The following is an 18,690-nucleotide window of genomic DNA, read 5'->3' on the forward strand; positions in this document are numbered from 1 at the left end:
GAATATCAATACATTATATATTGCTTGGTACAGATATGATTACTTTGCTCCAGTTACTACATATTTAAGCCTTAGAAAAAGCAGAAAAACCGCCACAGGAAAACTTTAACTTAGTTTAACTATGCTATTTTGTGTGATTTCTGTTTTCTCTTGTTTTCAAATAGTCTTGGATATTTTCTCTTGTTATGGTTTTGCTTTCAAAAATCACTGATTACTATGTGATTGCAAAAATACACCTACGATTTGTCTATCGTTTTTTATGAAAATCTATTGTACCTTTGCATAGGGAAAATAAACAATAATAGGTATGAAGCAAAAACAAGATATACTTCACTCTCTGATAATCGAGGTTACTATGGTGCTATTAGCTTCAATGATAGCGTTTCAAGTATGCAATATGCTTGGAATACGAATGAGTTTGATTCCATTAGTTATGGTCATCGGATATGTCATACAAAAACTACTACACCATCTTTGCATTATCTTAGCAAGGTATCTTGTTGATGCAATTCCTCCATCATTGCTAATATCTGTCAAAAAGTGTGTGAGTAAAAAGACACAGCCTTTAGCGTATTCACCTACCTCAAACAATGAAGAAGTCCAGAAAAAGCGACTGGAGCTATTTCATTATGAATACCAACGTGAGCAACAACAATACCAATGGCAAAAAGAAAGAGAAGAAGATGAAAAATTGAATGCTATCCTGAGATACACACGAGATACATTTAAACGGTTTGATTTGGAGGAAATAGAGATTTACCAAATATGCGAATCTGTCCGCTATTTTGCAATTAACCGTCAAGTGCTTTCTGCAACCGAAATTCATATCAAGAAGCGCACGTCCCTCACTCAAATCTCGTTGAAGAACTTTGCTTGGAATATCGCTTTTCAATATAATATAGGTAGAGATATGACTACATCATTTGTAATGGCGACATTTGCAGAGTGGTTTGCCAATTCCACATTTGATACTGTTAGAAAGAATCTGCGTACAACCACAGGACGGCATAAGATTGAAATAGACGAAAATATTTTGGCAAAGTACAATGTGCAGACCCATTAGCAAAATTAAATTTATGCATGTTTCGCATAATAAGATTAGGCCAACCCCTTATCATATATGACATTCAATAGTTCGTTTGCTAGTTTGGTATCTGAAATTTTAATGATACTGTCTTCTTCTGTTGAATATCCAAGAACATTAACACTACCATACCAGATGGCCGTTTTATCAATGATACAGGCGCATAACGATAGTTTTGGAACAATCCTTATGAATAACCCTTGATTCTTTAGATACTCGGTTTGTTCGTTCTCGGTTGTTGTAAAAATAGCAACATCAATACCATTTGCCTGAAGTTCAAGCAAGTTTTTTATAAGCGCGTTCCGCTCTACACGGTAAAGTCTTGGAGATGATATTACAACAGATTGATTTGAGCTTTTCAATTCTTGAACAATGGGATAACGGAACGTATTCCCATTGAAGATTTGCCCTTCACACGATGATAAATGCAAGTCCTCAGTCGCATCAAATAAAGTCGATACTTCTTTCGTAAGAACACGATAACCAATGGCTGAATATCCCTTTAGCCGTTTACGATACATACTTTCGCACACAGGTTCGTGTATGTCAATATAATCATAAATGCGAACATCTGTTTTACCTTCATTCTCTCTATGCAATCGACCTGCATATTGGGCAACCAATCCTTTCCACGAAATAGGAAGAGCAAGAAATAGTGTATCAAGCCTTGGATAATCAAAGCCCTCTCCTACATATTTTCCTGTAGCGACTATTACAAGAGGAGCGTCCCGTGGAATATCCTGTAGTTTTTGTATAATTTCACGTTTATGTTTGCTCGTACCCTCTCCTGTAAGTTTTATAACATTAGCTACTTGTGGTTCAAGCATTTTCGTAATCAACTCGACATGAGAAGTTCTACTTGTCAGTATAATTGGTGTACGACCTGAGGCTACTGCGTTAAGAACATCTTCTATGATGAGATTATTTCGCATCTCAGATTCCGCAAGTGATTGTGAGAGTGCCGTAAATGTATGTTTGTCGTCTGTAACGGGTCGATACGAAGTAAACCTCGGCACAAGATAACGTTGAAACGATTGTTTTTGTATCTGTGCCTTAGCATCAACTGAAAATCGAATCGGGCCACATTGCATAAAAATAATTGGCTGTAGTCCGTCTTTGCGAATTGGAGTGGCAGTAAGCCCATAAACATAATGAGCCGTAACGTGTTTTAGAACATTTTCAAAAGTTATTGAAGATACATGATGACATTCATCAACAATAACCATTCCGTAATCTTGTACAAAAGACTTGACTTCACCATCTTCAAAGCAAGATTGCATAAGAGCCACATCAACAACTCCATGCAATGTATTTGAAGTTGAATCAAGACTTCCGACTGGAGAAAAGACTTTCTTTCTACCACGTTTCTTAGGTACGTTATCCTCTATGAAATCAATATCAAGAAATTCAGAAAGGCGTTCGTGCCATTGCATAAGCAATGCTTTAGAATGTACCAAGATAAGTGTATTTATCTTTCTTTGGGCAATCAATGCTGCCGCTGTAACAGTCTTTCCAAAAGCGGTTGTTGCCGACAATACTCCATTTGTATGGGGCATAAGTGAATTAATGGCTTCTAACTGCTCATCACGTTCTTTACCCTTAAAGGCTATCGCAATAGATTTGCCATGGTTGGTTTTATCAATTATTTCATAATCAATACTTAGAGAAGACAACATGGCTATTATAGCCTCTTCGCACCCCCGAGGCATAACAAGAAACTCATCATTGAAATCAGCGCGACAGATAATGCGTGGAATGTTATATGTTGAAATACGCATTGCCTGCTTACTGTAAAAATCAGGATTCTTGAAGGCGGCAAATCGCTTCAACTGATTAATCACCTTGCTGGAAATTGAACTTAATGGGATATAAATATTGTCGGATTTGTTGATTTTAAGTTTACTATCAAAGTCTGTCCGTGCGACTTCTTGTACAATAGGTATTTCCCAAGGCTTTGCTTCCGAAGATGTGGCTAATGCTCCAAAATCCTCTTGTTGATGTTCAACCAACAATCTATCCACGACACATTCGTCAATTCTCTTGACATTGTACAAATATGCCCATTGGTCTTTGAATGGAAGAAATTTATCATCAACAAAAACGCTGTTTCCCACTTTTCTTGCTCCACCTTGTAATGGTAGTGCTATTAGATTTCCAAATCCTCCTTCCGGTATTCTATCTTGGTTTGGAAAGAAACGGTCGTATGAATCAAAAGAAATTCTTCCATTCCGCTTCATAGCTTCCGTAAGAATGATATTACCAAACCGTCTCACTTTAATAGCTGGAATCGCATCAGTGAAGAAGACCCATACATGTGCTCCATTTCCAGACCTTGAACGCTCAATGCTACATGGGACATTCCAATCTCGACAAACAGAAACGAATGCCAACACATCATCCTTATATCCGTGAGTGCAGTTTTTGTCATCAAAATCAGCGCACAGAAAAGAGCATTTATTATCCGGAGTGATGACATACAGGCCGATAACATCACATCCGTTTTCGTCTTTACCTTCCAAATGACGATATATGTCTTGGTTTGTCAATGACGCAAAATTACGGTTGGGACATTCCGTACATTTATGTTTTTTCTTGTCGCATATTCCTCTACGCCATTCGTTGATACAGACTGGTTGATAGCCACCTTTTTCTGTGGTTTTGCTGAACCATCGTCGTGCAAATACATCATCCCTTCCTTTGAAAAAGCTATGGAATAATTCTATTTTCTCATCAAGAGAGAAATATACAGGAGGAAATGAGATAGAAGAGAATACTGATTCCTCATCCATTCTGTTTGTAGTAGAATAGGCAATGCCGTATTGCCGAAGGATTGATTTCAATTCTTCGTTTTCCGCAAGAAGGCTGTCGTATTTTCTGACAAGTGTGTCGTATTTCTCCTTAAAGTTATCCATCATACGCTTAGAGATTCTTTTGACACTTACAAAAATACGAAAAAGGACCCAGACTATTGAATATAATTCACTATATTTGCAGAATAAAATTACATCTAAGAATGAAGCTAAATAGAATAAAGGCAGTCTTGACAGACAAAGGTATCTCGCAGACATGGCTAGCCAAACAACTTGACAAAAGTTTTAGCATGGTTAATGCCTATGCTTGTAATAGAATCCAGCCCAATTTGGATACGTTACAGCAGATTGCGGAAATACTTCAAGTGGATTTAAAAGAATTGATAACGGACAAAAACGAACGTCAATAGCGTTTGTCGTTATCAATTATTTTTACACTACAACTTCTGATAATATAAAAATATAGGAATATATGACACCGGAAGAAAAAGCTCGAATTAAAATTGACCAATGGCTGACCGAAGCCGGTTGGAAAGTTATAAACCGAGAAGAATATGAACCGACTTGTACGGCTGTAGCCATAAGGGAAGGATTGCTAAAAGGTAATCTTGAAGCCGATTATTTCCTTTTTATAAATGGAAAGGCTGTTGGTGTGCTTGAAGCCAAGCGTGAAGAAACGGACGCTTTCTCGGCAAAAGTGTGTGAGCAAGCTGCACTATATGCTAAAAGTGTACCCAATATCTACCAAACGTATCAGAAGCCATTACCCTTTATCTTTACCTCCAACGGCAAGGAATTATATTTCTGTGATTTTCGCGAAAAGGATGCTTGTTTCATCCAAATAATGACTATACCCACACCGCACGAACTGGTTAAGAAGTTGGGAATAAATGATTATTTTGCCGGACTACCTACTCTGCGCAAAAAAGGGTTGCGTAATTGCCAATATGAAGCCGTTACAGAACTGGAGAAAAGTTTTCGCACAGGTCAAAATCGTGCATTGATGGTTCTTGCCACAGGTGCAGGTAAAACATATACGGCTTGCCTTGCTGCATATCGTATGTTGTCATACACTCCTATGCGCAGAATCTTGTTCCTTGTGGATAGGAACAATCTTGGAAAACAAGCTGAAGGAGAGTTTGGCACATTCCGATTGACTGAAAACGGTGATGCTTTCAACACAATATTCACTGTCAACCGTCTTCGTTCTGCTTCCATTCCTGCTGATAGCAATGTAGTTATATCAACCATACAACGCCTTTTCTCTTTCTTGAAAGGAGAAGCCATAGAAGATACGGATGATGATGACGACAACGAACTAACGGAAGAAGTCGCCTTGCCTGATAATCCGAATTTGCCCCACGATTACTTTGACATGATTATCATAGATGAGTGCCACCGCTCTATCTATGGAAACTGGCGCAAGGTACTCGAATACTTTGACACGGCAAAACTAGTGGGACTGACGGCAACCCCTATTCCAGAAACAATAGCATTCTTCAATAACAATCGTATCGTCAACTATACTTTGGAAAAGAGTATTGTGGACGGTGTAAATGTGGATTGCCGTGTATATCGCATCAAGACAGAAGCTACCGAAAACGGTGGAGCTATATTGGAAGGAGAAAAAGTAAAAGAGGAGACTCGCTATACAGGAGAGATAAAAACAATCAGCAACAAAGAGACAAAGACCTACACCAATAAAGAACTGAACCGAAGCATTATCAACCCGGCACAAATCAAACTAATACTCTCCACTTATCGTGATGCGGTCTATACCGAGATGTTCAACGACCCACAGCGTGAACCAAATATGGACTATCTGCCCAAGACTTTGATATTTGCTCTCAACGAAGCCCATGCCACCAACATAGTGCAGATAGCGAAAGAAGTGTTTGGACGTACTGATGACCGTTTCGTTCAGAAAATCACTTATTCGGCAGGAGATAGCAATGAACTGATACGACAATTCCGAAACGATAAGGATTTCCGTATTGCCGTGACTTGCACATTGGTTGCAACAGGTACGGACGTAAAACCGCTGGAGGTGGTGATGTTTATGCGTGATGTAGAGTCCCAATCTCTTTATGTTCAGATGAAAGGTCGTGGCGTGCGTACCATCGGAGATGAGCAGCTACGCAATGTTACTCCAAATGCCTTTAGCAAGGATTGCTTTTACTTGGTGGATGCTGTGGGTGTTACAGAACACGAAAAGACTGTCCCTACAGCAACTGATGAGCCTACGACAAAGACCATTACCCTCAAAGAATTATTGGAACGGATTAGTCATGGTTATATCCCCGATGAATATCTGAAACGGCTTGCAGCAACACTTGCCCGAATCTATAACAGAGCTGATAATTCTCAACGAAAAGAGTTTGAGAACTTGGCTCACGGTGATATGAAGGAATTGTCGGCAAGAATCTACACTGCGCTTGAAAACGACACACTTCCTCCTTTTATAAATGCAAATGAACCCAATAGCGAACGCAAAGGATTGGTTTCTCCACTTGCAAATCATGCGGATGCCAGAAGATATTTGCTTATCCTTGCTGCCGGATTTGTCAATACATTGATGCCGGGCGAGGACACGCTTATCTCAAAAGGTTTCTCCGTAGAAGAAGCAAAAAGTACGACGGAGGCATTCGAGGAGTTCTGCAAAGAACATAGTGACGAGATAGAAGCTTTACGCATTATATATAATAATGAAGGAGAGCCAATCACTTATTCAATGTTGAAGGACTTGGAGAATAAACTCAAAATGGCGAATAACCATTTTACGTCCAAACAACTTTGGAACTCCTATGCCATAGTCAATCCAGCGGTTGTAAGACGTTCCACAACAAAGGAAGAAAGTGATGCCCTGACCAATATCATACAGTTGGTTCGTTTCGCTTACCATCAGATTGAAAAATTGGATAGCGTGGTTACCACCTCCAAGCAATACTTCAACTTGTGGCTGGGACAAACGCAACGTAACATAACAGACAAACAGCGAGAAGTAATCAGCCGCATTGTAGATTATATTGCATCCAATGGAGCTTGCACTATTAGAGACATCCGAGAGGACGATGCAACCCAAGCGGCTCAAATGATACGAGCCTTTGGTAATATGCAGAAGGCAGACGAGGCTTTGCACTCACTTTACACATTTGTAGTTTTAAGAAAATCAGCATAATATAATGGCAACAAATAACGCAACAGAGCAGTCGCTCACAAAAAAGGTTTGGAATTTGGCAACAACCCTTGCCGGACAAGGCATCGGCTTCACCGACTATATCACCCAACTGACCTATCTTCTGTTTTTGAAGATGGATGCCGAGAATGTAGAAATGTTTGGAGAGGAATCAGCTATACCCACCGGTTATCAGTGGATGGACTTAATCTCTCTTGACGGATTGGATCTGGTCAAGCAGTATGAAGATACGCTAAAGCAGCTCAGCGAACAAGAAAACCTAATTGGCACAATTTATACCAAAGCCCAAAACAAGATTGACAAGCCCGTTTATCTCAAAAAGGTTATCTCGATGATTGATGAAGAGCAGTGGCTCATCATGGATGGAGATGTAAAGGGTGCTATCTATGAAAGCATTTTGGAGAAGAATGGTCAGGATAAGAAGAGCGGAGCCGGGCAATACTTTACGCCTCGTCCATTGATTAAGGCAATGGTAGATTGCATCGCTCCACAAATGGGCGAAACGGTTTGTGATCCGGCTTGTGGTACTGGAGGTTTCCTGCTGACGGCATACGACTATATGAAAGATCAATCCGCCAACAAGGAAAAGCGTGACTTTCTGCGTAACAAAGCTTTGCATGGAGTAGACAATACACCATTAGTTGTAACGCTTGCTTCCATGAACCTCTATCTGCATGGTGTCGGTACAGACCGAAGCCCGATTGTATGCGAGGATTCTTTGGAGAAAGAGCCTTCCACGCTTGTTGATGTGATTCTTGCCAACCCTCCTTTCGGCACTCGTCCGGCAGGTTCGGTAGATATTAACCGTCCCGATTTCTATGTCGAGACAAAGAATAACCAGTTGAATTTCCTCCAGCACATGATGCTGATGCTCAAAACAGGAGGACGTGCTGCGGTGGTATTACCCGATAATGTTCTTTTTGAAGCCGGAGCAGGTGAAACTATCCGCAAACGCTTGTTACAGGATTTCAATCTTCACACCATCCTGCGCCTACCCACCGGTATTTTCTATGCTCAGGGAGTGAAAGCCAACGTATTGTTCTTTACAAAGGGGCAACCCACTAAAGAGGTTTGGTTCTATGACTATCGTACCGATGTGAAGCACACTTTGGCAACCAATAAATTGGAACGACATCACTTGGATGATTTCGTTTCCTGCTACAATTCCGGTAACTTAGCCGAACGAAAAGAAACATACGATGCCGAGAATAATCCACAAGGGCGTTGGCGCAAATATGCTGTGGACGAACTATTGGCTCGCGACAAAACCAGTCTCGACATCACTTGGATTCGTCAAGGTGGCGAAGTGGACGACCGCTCATTATCGGAACTAATGGATGAGATAAAGGAGAAAAGCGATACTATCAGCAATGCCGTGGCAGAGCTGCAAAAGTTATTGGCAAATATAGAGGAGGACTAAATTTTATGGGCAAAGACATCATCACAAACAATCAAGAAATAAACAACTTGTTTCAAAAAGTTGTTGACCTTATCACTCAGGCAAGGAAACGTGTGGCGACAACAGTCAATATCGCTGAAGTCTATACAAAATTCCATATTGGCCAATATATAGTAGAATATGAACAAAAGGGAGAGATTAGAGCTGAATACGGAAAGACTGTACTGAAAGAACTCTCTAAACGTCTGACTGACAGATTAGGAGACGGTTGGGGATATTCAACTTTAAAAAACATCAAACAGTTCTATTTAGTTTATGCGAAAAGGCTAAACACTGTCGAGCCAATTGAAAACAGCAAACTTAGGTTGCAAAATGAGGAAAGGAAATACGATCAAGATTTAGTGCAGGATAAAAAGGACAAACACTGTTTAGCCTTTTCAGAAGAATCATTTACTCTTTCGTGGTCACACTATCTAATATTGATGCGTATAACAGACCCAATGGCTCGAAGATTCTATGAAATTGAGTGCCGACAACAAGATTGGAGTGTGCGACAACTCAGCCGGCAAGTGGCATCTTCGCTTTACGAACGTCTTGCGCTCTCACGTAACAAAGACGAGGTGATGCGGTTGGCACAGGAGGGACAAACCCTTGAAAAGCCATCTGACATTATCAAGAACCCCATTACATTAGAGTTTCTTGGTCTAAAGCCTGATGCTGTATACTCGGAAACTAAACTAGAGAATGCCATTATCAGCAAGATGCAGCAATTCCTATTGGAACTTGGCAAGGGATTTCTTTTTGAGGCTCGTCAAAAGAGATTTACATTTGATGAACAACATTTCTATGTTGACTTAGTGTTCTACAATCGCTTGCTACAATGTTATGTGCTTATAGACTTGAAGATAGAGAGACTTACCCATCAAGACTTAGGACAGATGCAGATGTATGTCAATTATTACGATCGCCACGTCAAACAAGATTTTGAAAAGCCGACAATTGGCATCCTGCTGTGTAAGGAGAAAAACGATGCACTTGTGGAACTTACCTTACCCAAAGATGCCAATATATACGCCTCGGCATATCAGCTCTATCTCCCTAACAAAGCTCTATTGCAGGCCAAGGTAAAGGAGTGGATTGAAGAGTTTGAAGAGAGTGAAGAAGAGAAACAAATAAACAAAAACTAATTGTGCAGCCAAGAACTGCACAAACTGTCCAACCAAAAATTGGACAAATAGATTAACTGGTATGGATACTAAGAAATTACGTCAAAAGATACTCGACCTTGCCATTCATGGTAAACTCGTCCCTCAAGACCCGAATGATGAGCCTGCATCTGTTCTCCTTGAACGTATCAAGGCAGAAAAGGAGCGACTGATAAAAGAGGGTAAAATTAAAAAGAGCAAAAAGTCTACAAAGGCTTCTGATACGCCCCATTATGAGCAGGTGCCATTTGAGGTGCCAGGTTCGTGGGTATGGTGTACATTGGGAGATTTGGCTTTTTACAAAAAAGGCCCATTCGGAAGTAGTCTAACTAAAGCTATGTTTGTTCCCAAAAGTAATGATACATACAAAGTATATGAACAAAAGAATGCCATACAAAAGGATAATACCCTTGGCTCATATTTTATAACGAAAGAAAAATATGATTCACTAATTGGATTTGCTATACAACCATATGATATTATCGTAAGTTGTGCAGGTACTATTGGAGAAACGTATGTATTGCCTCAGAATAGTCAAGAAGGAATAATCAATCAAGCCTTAATGCTTATCAGACTTTATAGCCGAGAGATAGAACAGTTTTACCTTCTTTACTTTGACTTTATTCTTAAGGAAGAAGCATATAAGGAAAGTAAGGGTACTGCTATTAAAAACATTCCTCCATTTGATGTATTGAAGGGTTTCCACATTCCTTTACCACCAATTAGTGAACAGCAAAGAATCTTGAAAGAAATTGAGCATTGGTTCTCTTTGATTGACATCATAGAAAGAGGTAAAGATGACTTGCAAACCACCATTAAGCAAGCCAAGAGTAAGATTCTTGACCTTGCCATTCATGGCAAACTTGTACCGCAAGACCCGAATGACGAACCTGCCTCTGAATTGCTCAAACGCATCAATCCAAAGGCAGAAGTCACTTGTGATAACGGGCATAAGTGGAAGTTGCCTCAAAGTTGGTGCTGGGCAAAAGGAAGACAAATCTTTTTGCCGATGAAATCTACCAAACCTCATAATGATGAATTTTTGTATATTGATATTGATTCAATTGATAACAAACGGCAGATAATTAATAAAATTAAAAGTATAAAAACAGCTAACGCACCGAGTCGAGCAAGCCGTTATACACAAAAGGGAGATGTTGTATTTTCAATGGTACGTCCTTATTTGCGTAATATTGCTAAAGTTAGTGTGGATGGCTGCATTGCGTCAACTGGTTTTTATGTATGTAGTCCCATTGATGACCTTAATTCCGAGTATTGTTATTACCTTATGATCTCTGATTATGTTGTAACAGGACTAAATCAATTTATGAAAGGCGATAATTCTCCATCCATAAACAAAAGTCATATAGATGAATGGTTATTTCCTTTGCCTCCATTCCCCGAGCAGCAACGTATCGTCCAAAAGATAGAGAAACTATTCTCCCTTCTTGACCATATTAAAAAGTCCTTAGAAGTGTAGTCAAATGCACTTCTAAGGATTATAACGTATTTACCAGTTTACAATCTTATCCACGATTTTTTGCTGTTCGCTGGCTGTTCGGCGGAGATAAATACGAGTGGTTTCTATACTCTCATGCCCCATGAGGTCAGCTAACAGAGCTATGTCATTGAAACGGTCAAGAAAATTCTTGGCAAAACGATGACGAAAAGAATGAGGGTAAACAACCTCTCGGTTCATTCCGTATTTTTCGGCAAAATGTTTGAGTTGGGATGCAATGCCACGAGTAGTAATCCGCTCGCCAAATCTGTTTAGGAAGATATAACCGGAACTTACACCTTTCTCTTTGAGCCATTTGGAGGCTTCCGTGCGTAATGTCTTGGGGATATACAGGCGGCGTATCTTACCGCCTTTGCTATAAAGGTCAAGATACCCTACTTGCACATGTTCCGCTTTGATTTGGAGAAGTTCGCTTACACGTGCCCCAGTAGCAGCCATAAACCAAACCACAAAATACCATTCATCATAGCCATCCGCTTTTAGCTGTGCTTTCAAAAATTTGTAATCGGCATCGCTGATTACGTTTTCCAGAAAGTTCTTCTGCTGAACCTTGACAAACTTTACTTTCAGTTTGTCCTGCTTTGTAAACTCCAAATACTTGTTGATGCCTTGCAGTCGCAAGTTTACCGTTTGTGGTCTGAAGTTCTCCACCAAGTAGCCTTTATAAGCCAACAGATTCTTCTTGTTCACTTCCTTATAGTGAGTAAGGAAATAGTTTACCGTCCACACATACGATGTCACGGTGTTCTTTGCCAAATTAGTTTTGGCAAGATGATTTTTGAATTTTGTTACCATATTACATTGATTAATAATGAGTATGGTAATAATATAAGGTATAGCTGTTATGATATGGGGTGGTTTGAAGCCAACCCATCATAATAAAATGGTTGGTTTATATCGGGCATTATCCGAACATACCTTTTGATATTCCTCGGAATTGGATATGGGTAGAACTCGGAAAGATTGGTAGATGGCAATCTGGAAGCACACCAAATAGATTGAATAAAGCTTATTATGGTGGCAATATACCATGGCTTAAAACAGGTGATTTAAATGATGGATACATCACACATATACCAGAATATATTACCGAAAAAGCTCTGAATGAAACATCTGTAAAATTGAATCCTATAGGCAGTGTACTAATAGCTATGTATGGTGCAACAATAGGGAAAATTGGTATATTGACATTTGCTGCCACAACAAATCAGGCTTGTTGTGCCTGTGATGTATTCGAAGGAATCGAGAAAGAATATCTTTTCTATTTTTTACTTTCTCACAAGGAAGAATTTATAAAATTAGGAGGAGGTGGAGCACAGCCTAACATATCAAAAGAAAAAATTGTTAGTACATACATTCCTTTGCCACCAAATGCAGAGCAAATACGAATAATCAAGACTATTCATCAACTCTTTGACCAATTAGATATAATCACGGAGAGTCTATAAACTTCCCGTGATTATATCCAGTTGCTGAAACGCACGGTTTATCGCATTCACTATTCTTTGTTGTTCCTTATAAGGAGGTATAGGTACTTCGATTGCCTTGAATAGTTTTTTATTCAAGTGAGGAATAGCAGAACCTACCTTGTTTTCTCGTAAAGTCTTACGATGTAAGTTGATAACTTGTAAAACATAATCCGTATTCATATTGTCGTTGATAGACAACAGTTTGAATGTGCTACCTTGATAACCCTCGATGGGAGTACGGAACACTTCACCAGAGTTTTCGCCATCTACCAATATCAATAGAGTATTAGCAGGAGTGTATCTTCCTGCTGTTAAAGTTTTTGTTTCTCGTTCACCACGTAGGTACTTGACATCAAGATTTACTCTTTCAATCTCACTTTGCCTTTCTCCATCAGTCAAGCTGCATAAAGTTTGCATAGGAGTAACTACCCATCCATTTGGCAAGTTCGGATAATGCCCGTTATCACAAGTGATTTCTGCCTTCGAGTTGATGCGTTTGAGCAGTTCTGAGGCAGGTTCATCGTTTGGGTCTTGTGGTACGAGTTTGCCGTGAATGGCAAGGTCAAGAATCTTACTCTTGGCTTGCTTGATGGTTGCCTGCAAATCTTCCTTTCCACTTTCTATAACGTCAATCAAAGAGAACCAGTGTTCAATTTCTTTCACAATACGCTTTTGCTCAGCAAGAGGTGGCAATGGAATCATGCCATTACAAGCATCTGTTGTACTCAAGCGTGGCATCTTAACACCATATCCACATTGTTGCGTATAGTCAAGAAAATATGCCGAACGCAGTACATGATTAAGATAATATGAAGAAACATTACAGTATGAATTGAATGGCATTATTTCAGTTGTACAATATCCTGATTGTGGTGCGACCAAGACCTTATTCAGATATGTGCGTAATTTAGAGTATAGGATATCTCCTTTGTTGAATCTGTGCCGTACTCCTTTAATACTTCTTTTTGATCTAGAAAGTGTTTGAATGATTTTTGCTGTATCCTTTTCTAAATCTTCAAGTTCTAAAACCCAGTCGTCATCGGTTATGCTATCAACGGAAACATTATTACATTCGCCATAATTACTAATTTCTCCCAAAGTTGTCCACACCCACGAACTTGGTACCTCAAACGGTACGTTCTCATAATGGGGCGTATGTATTGTACATAATGAGTTAAAAACATTTAATGTGTTGCAACTTTAGTTTTTAATTACAGCACATCAAATAGGACGTTTATCTTCTCCTATAACTTTTCTTTTTATTCTGAATCTTAACCATTCCTATCGCAAACATCAGACACCTTCTTCGATAGGCTTCTTCCTCTTCATCGGGTTGACGACCATCCCATCGGATATCAGATGAAGAGTCACCTCCTCCAGAAGATACACTGATAGGAGTTCCACCTGCTAAAGCATCCGCTATGGCGAATATCTTTGACCGGAGTGATGGATTCGACAGTTGGTCAAGTATGGTGTCCAATATTGATTTTAACTCATCGTTGTTCTTTGAAAGTTGTTCGACATCCCTTTTTAACCGATAAAATTCCCCATACTCTGCCAATACATTTTGCTGTGCAGTCTTCACTTGTCTCTCCGCTTCATTTCTATAGAGAGCCTCTATTTGGCGGACGATCGAATTGAAACGCTTGGCTATTTCCTGATTCTGTTTCTCAATCCATTTGTCCGTAATAAACAGAGGATATTTCCCCGAAATACAAGGTGGATCAAAATCAATTTTGTAGTTTCTGAAAGGCTGTATTACAGAGCCAGCTTTTTCAAGGTCTTGGGTCAGTTTGTTCAATTCCTGCTCTTTTGTATGGAGTTTGTCAGCCTTGTCTTCAAGTTTGGATTGGTATTCTGAAATCTGTTTCTGTATATCCGCCTTTTGAAATTTGTATTCTTCAAGAGCTATTTTACCGGAAGCCAGTTCCTTGTCAATCTGTTCAAGTTGAGATTTAGACTTGAATATTTGCGATTCCAGTCTGTGTATCATAGTCTGTAATCCCTTAACCGCTTTCTCCGCCTGTTTTGCCTCTTTTGATAGCTTACGAATATAATCGCGTTTGTTCAAATGCTGCACATTGCGCCCATATATGCTGTCTCCTCGTTCAAGTCCGTATTTACTTCCGACCTCCTCATACAGCGATGTGTGCATTTCTTTCAATATCTGCCCATATTCAAACCTGTTCTTTCCGAACTTTGCAGACCACATGACACACTCACGACCGCTTTTAGGCCGGATACCGACTGGCACAACTAAAGCATGAATATGCGGGCTGCTCTCGTCAAGGTGAACCTGAAAGCCGACAATGTTTTCCTGACCATATCTTCGGGAACACCAATCATAAACATCCTTCGCCCAAAGTTCTATTTCCTCGCAGCGGTGCAGATGGCTGTTGTCTGATCCTTTCTCTAAATTGACGGTCTGATTGCCAAAAGCCATCTCAAGTGTACGTTCATGATTGCCGCCAAAGACAAATTTGGCGCAACAGTTCGGTTGAATCTTACTGTCCGGTTTGAATGGCTTCCAACCTAATTCCAACAATCGTTCCTGCAAACGGAGTTCAAGAGACTTCTCTTGATACCCCAACGGATGTATTTTGCCATCGGGACCAATCTCAAAATTCAGCCTCATTCTGGTCTTGTCATAATTGTTGGTAGGGTCTTGATTTTTACAATCGACCTTATCTTCGTTCCAACGCCTTTCGTTCTCGTTGGCTTCTGATGTGCCAAATGATTTGGCAGCTTCAACGTGCATTGCTTGTTTTATATCAGTATTCATAATCTCGTTTTTATACGTATTTCTAATAATTGGAGCTTGCTCCTGTGCCTATTCACATAGTGTGGCAGTAGCCGGATTTTATTGCTATCAGGCAAAAAGTCCTTATTGTGTTATGGACTTTCTATAAGTGACCGGAACAAGTTCCTTCGTTATTCAATAAGTTCTAACCCCAATTCATCAATGAGCGTCTGCAAAGCCGGATTGCGCTGTATCATCTTTGAAAGAATCATTTGTGGTGTATCGGTCATCAAGAGGAAATCGGCAATGTCCAATCCTTTCTTTCGTTGTTCATCAGTAGCGCATTGTTCTAATGTGTCACTCATTATAACCTTTGAGCAAACGGAGAAGAGCATAGCCATCTTGGATTGCCAAATCTCTTTTGCTCCTAAGTCCGGACACAACATTACCGTCCGACCTTTTAATACACCAACCGCATCTGCTTTGAAGCAGCCGTGCATTCCACCAGTAGCCAGCCATATAAATTCCGGCATATAATGAGTGGCTATCAAAGCAGACTTCTCACTCTCTACTATAGCAATCGGTTTGGCAGGATTATCAGACAACAGATGCTCACCAAACAAACATTGCTTTAGATTGTAGTCGACAAGGTTCAACTCGGTATGTACCCAACTTACATAACTTCTCGGCTCTTTTGTCCGATGTCCTGTTGTTGAATCATACAACATTATCTTTCCGGTTCGCACGTAGCCTTGCCTATCAATCTGCCAGTAGACAGTAGAGCCGCCCCATTTTTTTGATGTGCCAACACGATATAAATGGAATATTCGCTTTGTTTCATCCTTGCCCAATATACCTACCAGATAAATGTACAAAGGATTCATTGTGTAATTGGTAAGTGTTCGCTCCATTAGTTCTTTATCAATAAAGGAAGTAGGTGGCAATGAATGTGGCTGTGGCTTAGCATGTTCAATGCCATAATTGGAACCTTTTTCTATCAGCGTTGGATTATCCTTGAAATAATCAGAGGGCGTATAATGGTATTTGCACGACTGCTCATGGTCGCATCTGCCTACATAGTCAGGAAACGAAACTTCCCCTTGAGTATCAACGTAACGTATAAAACATTGTTTCTTTCCACACTGAGGACATGAAAGTTTAGAGCCTCGCTTATATTTTTGAAGGGTAAATCGGTATTCATTCATGCTTGATATTTTTTATAATTGCAGTCCGTGCAGTTTGCAGTTCTTGCAGTTTTGCAGGAAAACGGATGATACGAAAGTGCAAACTGCAACAACTGCAAGATGCAATGGGGATAGGTTATTGCAGTTTCTCATATTCCCCTCTCTTAATTTTCTTGATTATCTTATTCGTGGTAAGGCTGACCAAAGAATACATTACAGAGCGTTCGGAAAGCCCCACTTCTTTTCCTGCTTGAATGGCATCGGCAGTTGTGAATGTTGCAGAAAGACAATCAAGCAATTCTTTCTTTTGTGGTTCAATGCCCTCTACCAACATATATTTCTGAATGTCGGCATAACAACTTTCAAAGTAATCGCTTAATGCAATAGCTGATTTGATTGAATCGATGTCCACAAAATCTTTATGAACCTCACCACAAGCCCAGCGGAAGATTTGCATAACCAAAGCCAATCGTGCTGTAATCATCGGAGCTTTCATTATTCTGCTATCCACCAAGCCGTCATCTTGGATTTGATTGACTGCATGAATAGCATCATTGCGCCAATTGGTAAAATAGGCTTTTGCTTCCGAAGAAAAGTCCAAAATGTCAGGAACTATTTCGCCATCCTCATTTACTATAAAAGGCAAACTCATCACTTTGTTGATGATATTTTCCCACATAGACGAGTATTTGTCAAAAGTGGTAAAAGCGTTTTCTTCATCTTGCCAATCTGATATTTCCTGTGAAGACGGATAAACAAAAATTATTCTATCAATCAACCCATTGTCCTTATAGCCTTTATCTGTAAGTTCGTGCATTCGGGTGGTCTGCATCGTACCTACCATATTTATAAAAGGATGCTCTATGTGAATAGGTATGGGCATACTGCATCTGGAAATGTCTAAAGGTTTTCCGCTGAATGCAGTCAATAACTGTTCAATAAGTTGCCCTTTGCTGTATTGATTCACAGCATTGAACATTCCCATAATTTCATCCACATATACCACAATACCACGCTGGTTGTCATCAAGCGCACGCATTAAAGCTTCTGGGGTAAAGTCGGATATTATGGTTCTTCGCAAAATCGGTTTTTCTGGCAATGGAGTGCAATTTTCCTTCTTCCCTTTGTTGTCCTCTACCATATTATTATATTGCTCCATATCAGACTTGAATTGTTTGACAGCTTTGGCATCATGCTTGCGAATTGGGCGAAAAGCAAAGTCTAACGGGGGAGTTTTGCCCATTCCGGGGCGGCCAACCAATATCATATAGAGGGCAGGATTACTTATCCAGCCACCACGAATACGGATATTGACAGCATTACCGATGGCTGTTGAAATTGCCGCCAAAAGAGAAGCCATCATATATTCAATGGAATAATTCTCTTGTCGTGCCAATGCCAATACCATATCCTGAATTTTAGCAGGAAAAGCATTCAAAGGAATCTTGTCTTCAAGTATCCCTCCAAATTCCATTCTGATTGCATTGCATAAATCGAGTGAATCCATTAGAATCGGTTGTTTCTTTTAGACTTTATGAATCGGGCAGCTTCGTCCTCCAAGTCTTTTTCGGACTTTACCTTGCCATCTCGAAGCCACGCATCAATCTCCGATTTTAGAAACATGATACGTTTACCTCTTTTATGAAATGGGATTTGGTGGCAGCTTGTCCATCCATATACTGTTTGCTCTGCCGGATGACTGGGAATATAATCGCACAACTCCTTTAAGTTCATCCATTGCTCGGTTGGAATACTCGGACTTTGAGTGTTGAGACCGTCAATCTTAGAATCCAGTTCATTCAATTTATCCATCATCCACGACATTGCCTTGGGTAAATCTTCAAAAGTAATGTTCTTTTCACTCATACTGCTATCTGATTTATGTTTGATTTTTCGGCAAAGTAATCGTGATTTAGCATACTGATTTTATGATGGACTGTGTCACATAAAGAAACAGCAGCGAAACAGAAATACCATAAGGAATATGTATTGATTATCAATGCAAATGATGAAAAACGTCAGTAGTAGTTTTTTATGGTAATGTACCCAATCATAAGGAAATCATTAGGTGGTCATAATAACAG

14 protein-coding genes are annotated in these 18,690 nt (G+C 39.8%); 7 read left to right on the forward strand and 7 right to left on the reverse strand.

The window, feature by feature from the left end; genetic code table 11:
• Positions 1–307 precede the first annotated feature (307 nt).
• Positions 308–1,063 carry a hypothetical protein gene (locus tag CI959_RS12770; protein ID WP_007571720.1) on the forward strand — a complete coding sequence of 252 codons (756 nt, stop codon included), beginning with the start codon at positions 308–310 and terminating at the stop codon, positions 1,061–1,063.
• Between the two features lie 35 nt (positions 1,064–1,098).
• On the opposite strand, the gene CI959_RS12775 is transcribed toward CI959_RS12770, so the two are convergent.
• Positions 1,099–3,996, reverse strand: a complete 2,898-nt coding sequence (locus CI959_RS12775) for a DEAD/DEAH box helicase family protein (RefSeq protein WP_057258673.1) — start codon at positions 3,994–3,996, stop codon at positions 1,099–1,101.
• A 101-nt stretch (positions 3,997–4,097) separates the two neighbouring features.
• Between CI959_RS12775 and CI959_RS12780 the strand changes: the two genes are divergently transcribed.
• The 5 genes from CI959_RS12780 to CI959_RS12800 all read left to right on the forward strand — a co-directional run bounded on the left by CI959_RS12780 (position 4,098) and on the right by CI959_RS12800 (position 11,174).
• Positions 4,098–4,304, forward strand: a complete 207-nt coding sequence (locus CI959_RS12780) for a helix-turn-helix domain-containing protein (RefSeq protein ID WP_007571724.1) — start codon at positions 4,098–4,100, stop codon at positions 4,302–4,304.
• 62 nt (positions 4,305–4,366) lie between these two features.
• The gene (locus CI959_RS12785; RefSeq protein WP_007571726.1) at positions 4,367–7,072 is read left to right on the forward strand and encodes a DEAD/DEAH box helicase family protein; all 2,706 of its coding nucleotides are present in this window, start codon (positions 4,367–4,369) and stop codon (positions 7,070–7,072) included.
• Between the two features lie 4 nt (positions 7,073–7,076).
• Positions 7,077–8,510 (forward strand): class I SAM-dependent DNA methyltransferase, encoded by a 1,434-nt coding sequence (locus CI959_RS12790; protein ID WP_095231460.1) that lies wholly within the window; start codon positions 7,077–7,079, stop codon positions 8,508–8,510.
• Positions 8,511–8,515: 5 nt separating this feature from the next.
• Complete coding sequence (locus CI959_RS12795; protein ID WP_007571730.1) at positions 8,516–9,676, forward strand: YhcG family protein; 1,161 nt, start codon at positions 8,516–8,518, stop codon at positions 9,674–9,676.
• Positions 9,677–9,737: 61 nt separating this feature from the next.
• Positions 9,738–11,174, forward strand: coding sequence for a restriction endonuclease subunit S (locus CI959_RS12800; RefSeq protein WP_095231461.1), 1,437 nt, complete (start codon positions 9,738–9,740; stop codon positions 11,172–11,174).
• Positions 11,175–11,204: 30 nt separating this feature from the next.
• Here CI959_RS12800 and CI959_RS12805 read toward each other — a convergent pair whose 3' ends face one another.
• Positions 11,205–12,008, reverse strand: a complete 804-nt coding sequence (locus CI959_RS12805; protein ID WP_057258663.1) for a tyrosine-type recombinase/integrase — start codon at positions 12,006–12,008, stop codon at positions 11,205–11,207.
• Between the two features lie 92 nt (positions 12,009–12,100).
• Here CI959_RS12805 and CI959_RS12810 point away from each other — a divergent pair, with 92 nt between their 5' ends.
• Positions 12,101–12,661 carry a restriction endonuclease subunit S gene (locus CI959_RS12810; RefSeq protein ID WP_229075414.1) on the forward strand — a complete coding sequence of 187 codons (561 nt, stop codon included), beginning with the start codon at positions 12,101–12,103 and terminating at the stop codon, positions 12,659–12,661.
• On the opposite strand, the gene CI959_RS12815 is transcribed toward CI959_RS12810, so the two are convergent.
• The 5 genes from CI959_RS12815 to CI959_RS12835 form a co-directional block, all read right to left on the reverse strand.
• A complete protein-coding gene (locus tag CI959_RS12815; RefSeq protein WP_095231462.1) occupies positions 12,656–13,792 on the reverse strand; it encodes a restriction endonuclease subunit S in 1,137 nt (378 codons plus the stop codon). The genes CI959_RS12810 and CI959_RS12815 overlap by 6 nt on opposite strands.
• Before the next feature lie 124 nt (positions 13,793–13,916).
• Complete coding sequence (gene mobV, locus CI959_RS12820; protein WP_007571745.1) at positions 13,917–15,464, reverse strand: MobV family relaxase; 1,548 nt, start codon at positions 15,462–15,464, stop codon at positions 13,917–13,919.
• Positions 15,465–15,613: 149 nt separating this feature from the next.
• Positions 15,614–16,627 carry a DUF6371 domain-containing protein gene (locus CI959_RS12825; protein ID WP_007571747.1) on the reverse strand — a complete coding sequence of 338 codons (1,014 nt, stop codon included), beginning with the start codon at positions 16,625–16,627 and terminating at the stop codon, positions 15,614–15,616.
• 115 nt (positions 16,628–16,742) lie between these two features.
• Positions 16,743–18,113, reverse strand: a complete 1,371-nt coding sequence (locus CI959_RS12830; RefSeq protein ID WP_007571750.1) for a DUF3987 domain-containing protein — start codon at positions 18,111–18,113, stop codon at positions 16,743–16,745.
• Complete coding sequence (locus CI959_RS12835) at positions 18,113–18,472, reverse strand: helix-turn-helix domain-containing protein (RefSeq protein WP_057258661.1); 360 nt, start codon at positions 18,470–18,472, stop codon at positions 18,113–18,115. Before CI959_RS12835 ends, CI959_RS12830 begins: the two co-directional genes overlap by 1 nt.
• Between the last annotated feature and the right edge of the window lie 218 nt (positions 18,473–18,690).

This window comes from Parabacteroides sp. AT13, from assembly GCF_002272965.1.
GTDB lineage: Bacteria > Bacteroidota > Bacteroidia > Bacteroidales > Tannerellaceae > Parabacteroides > Parabacteroides distasonis.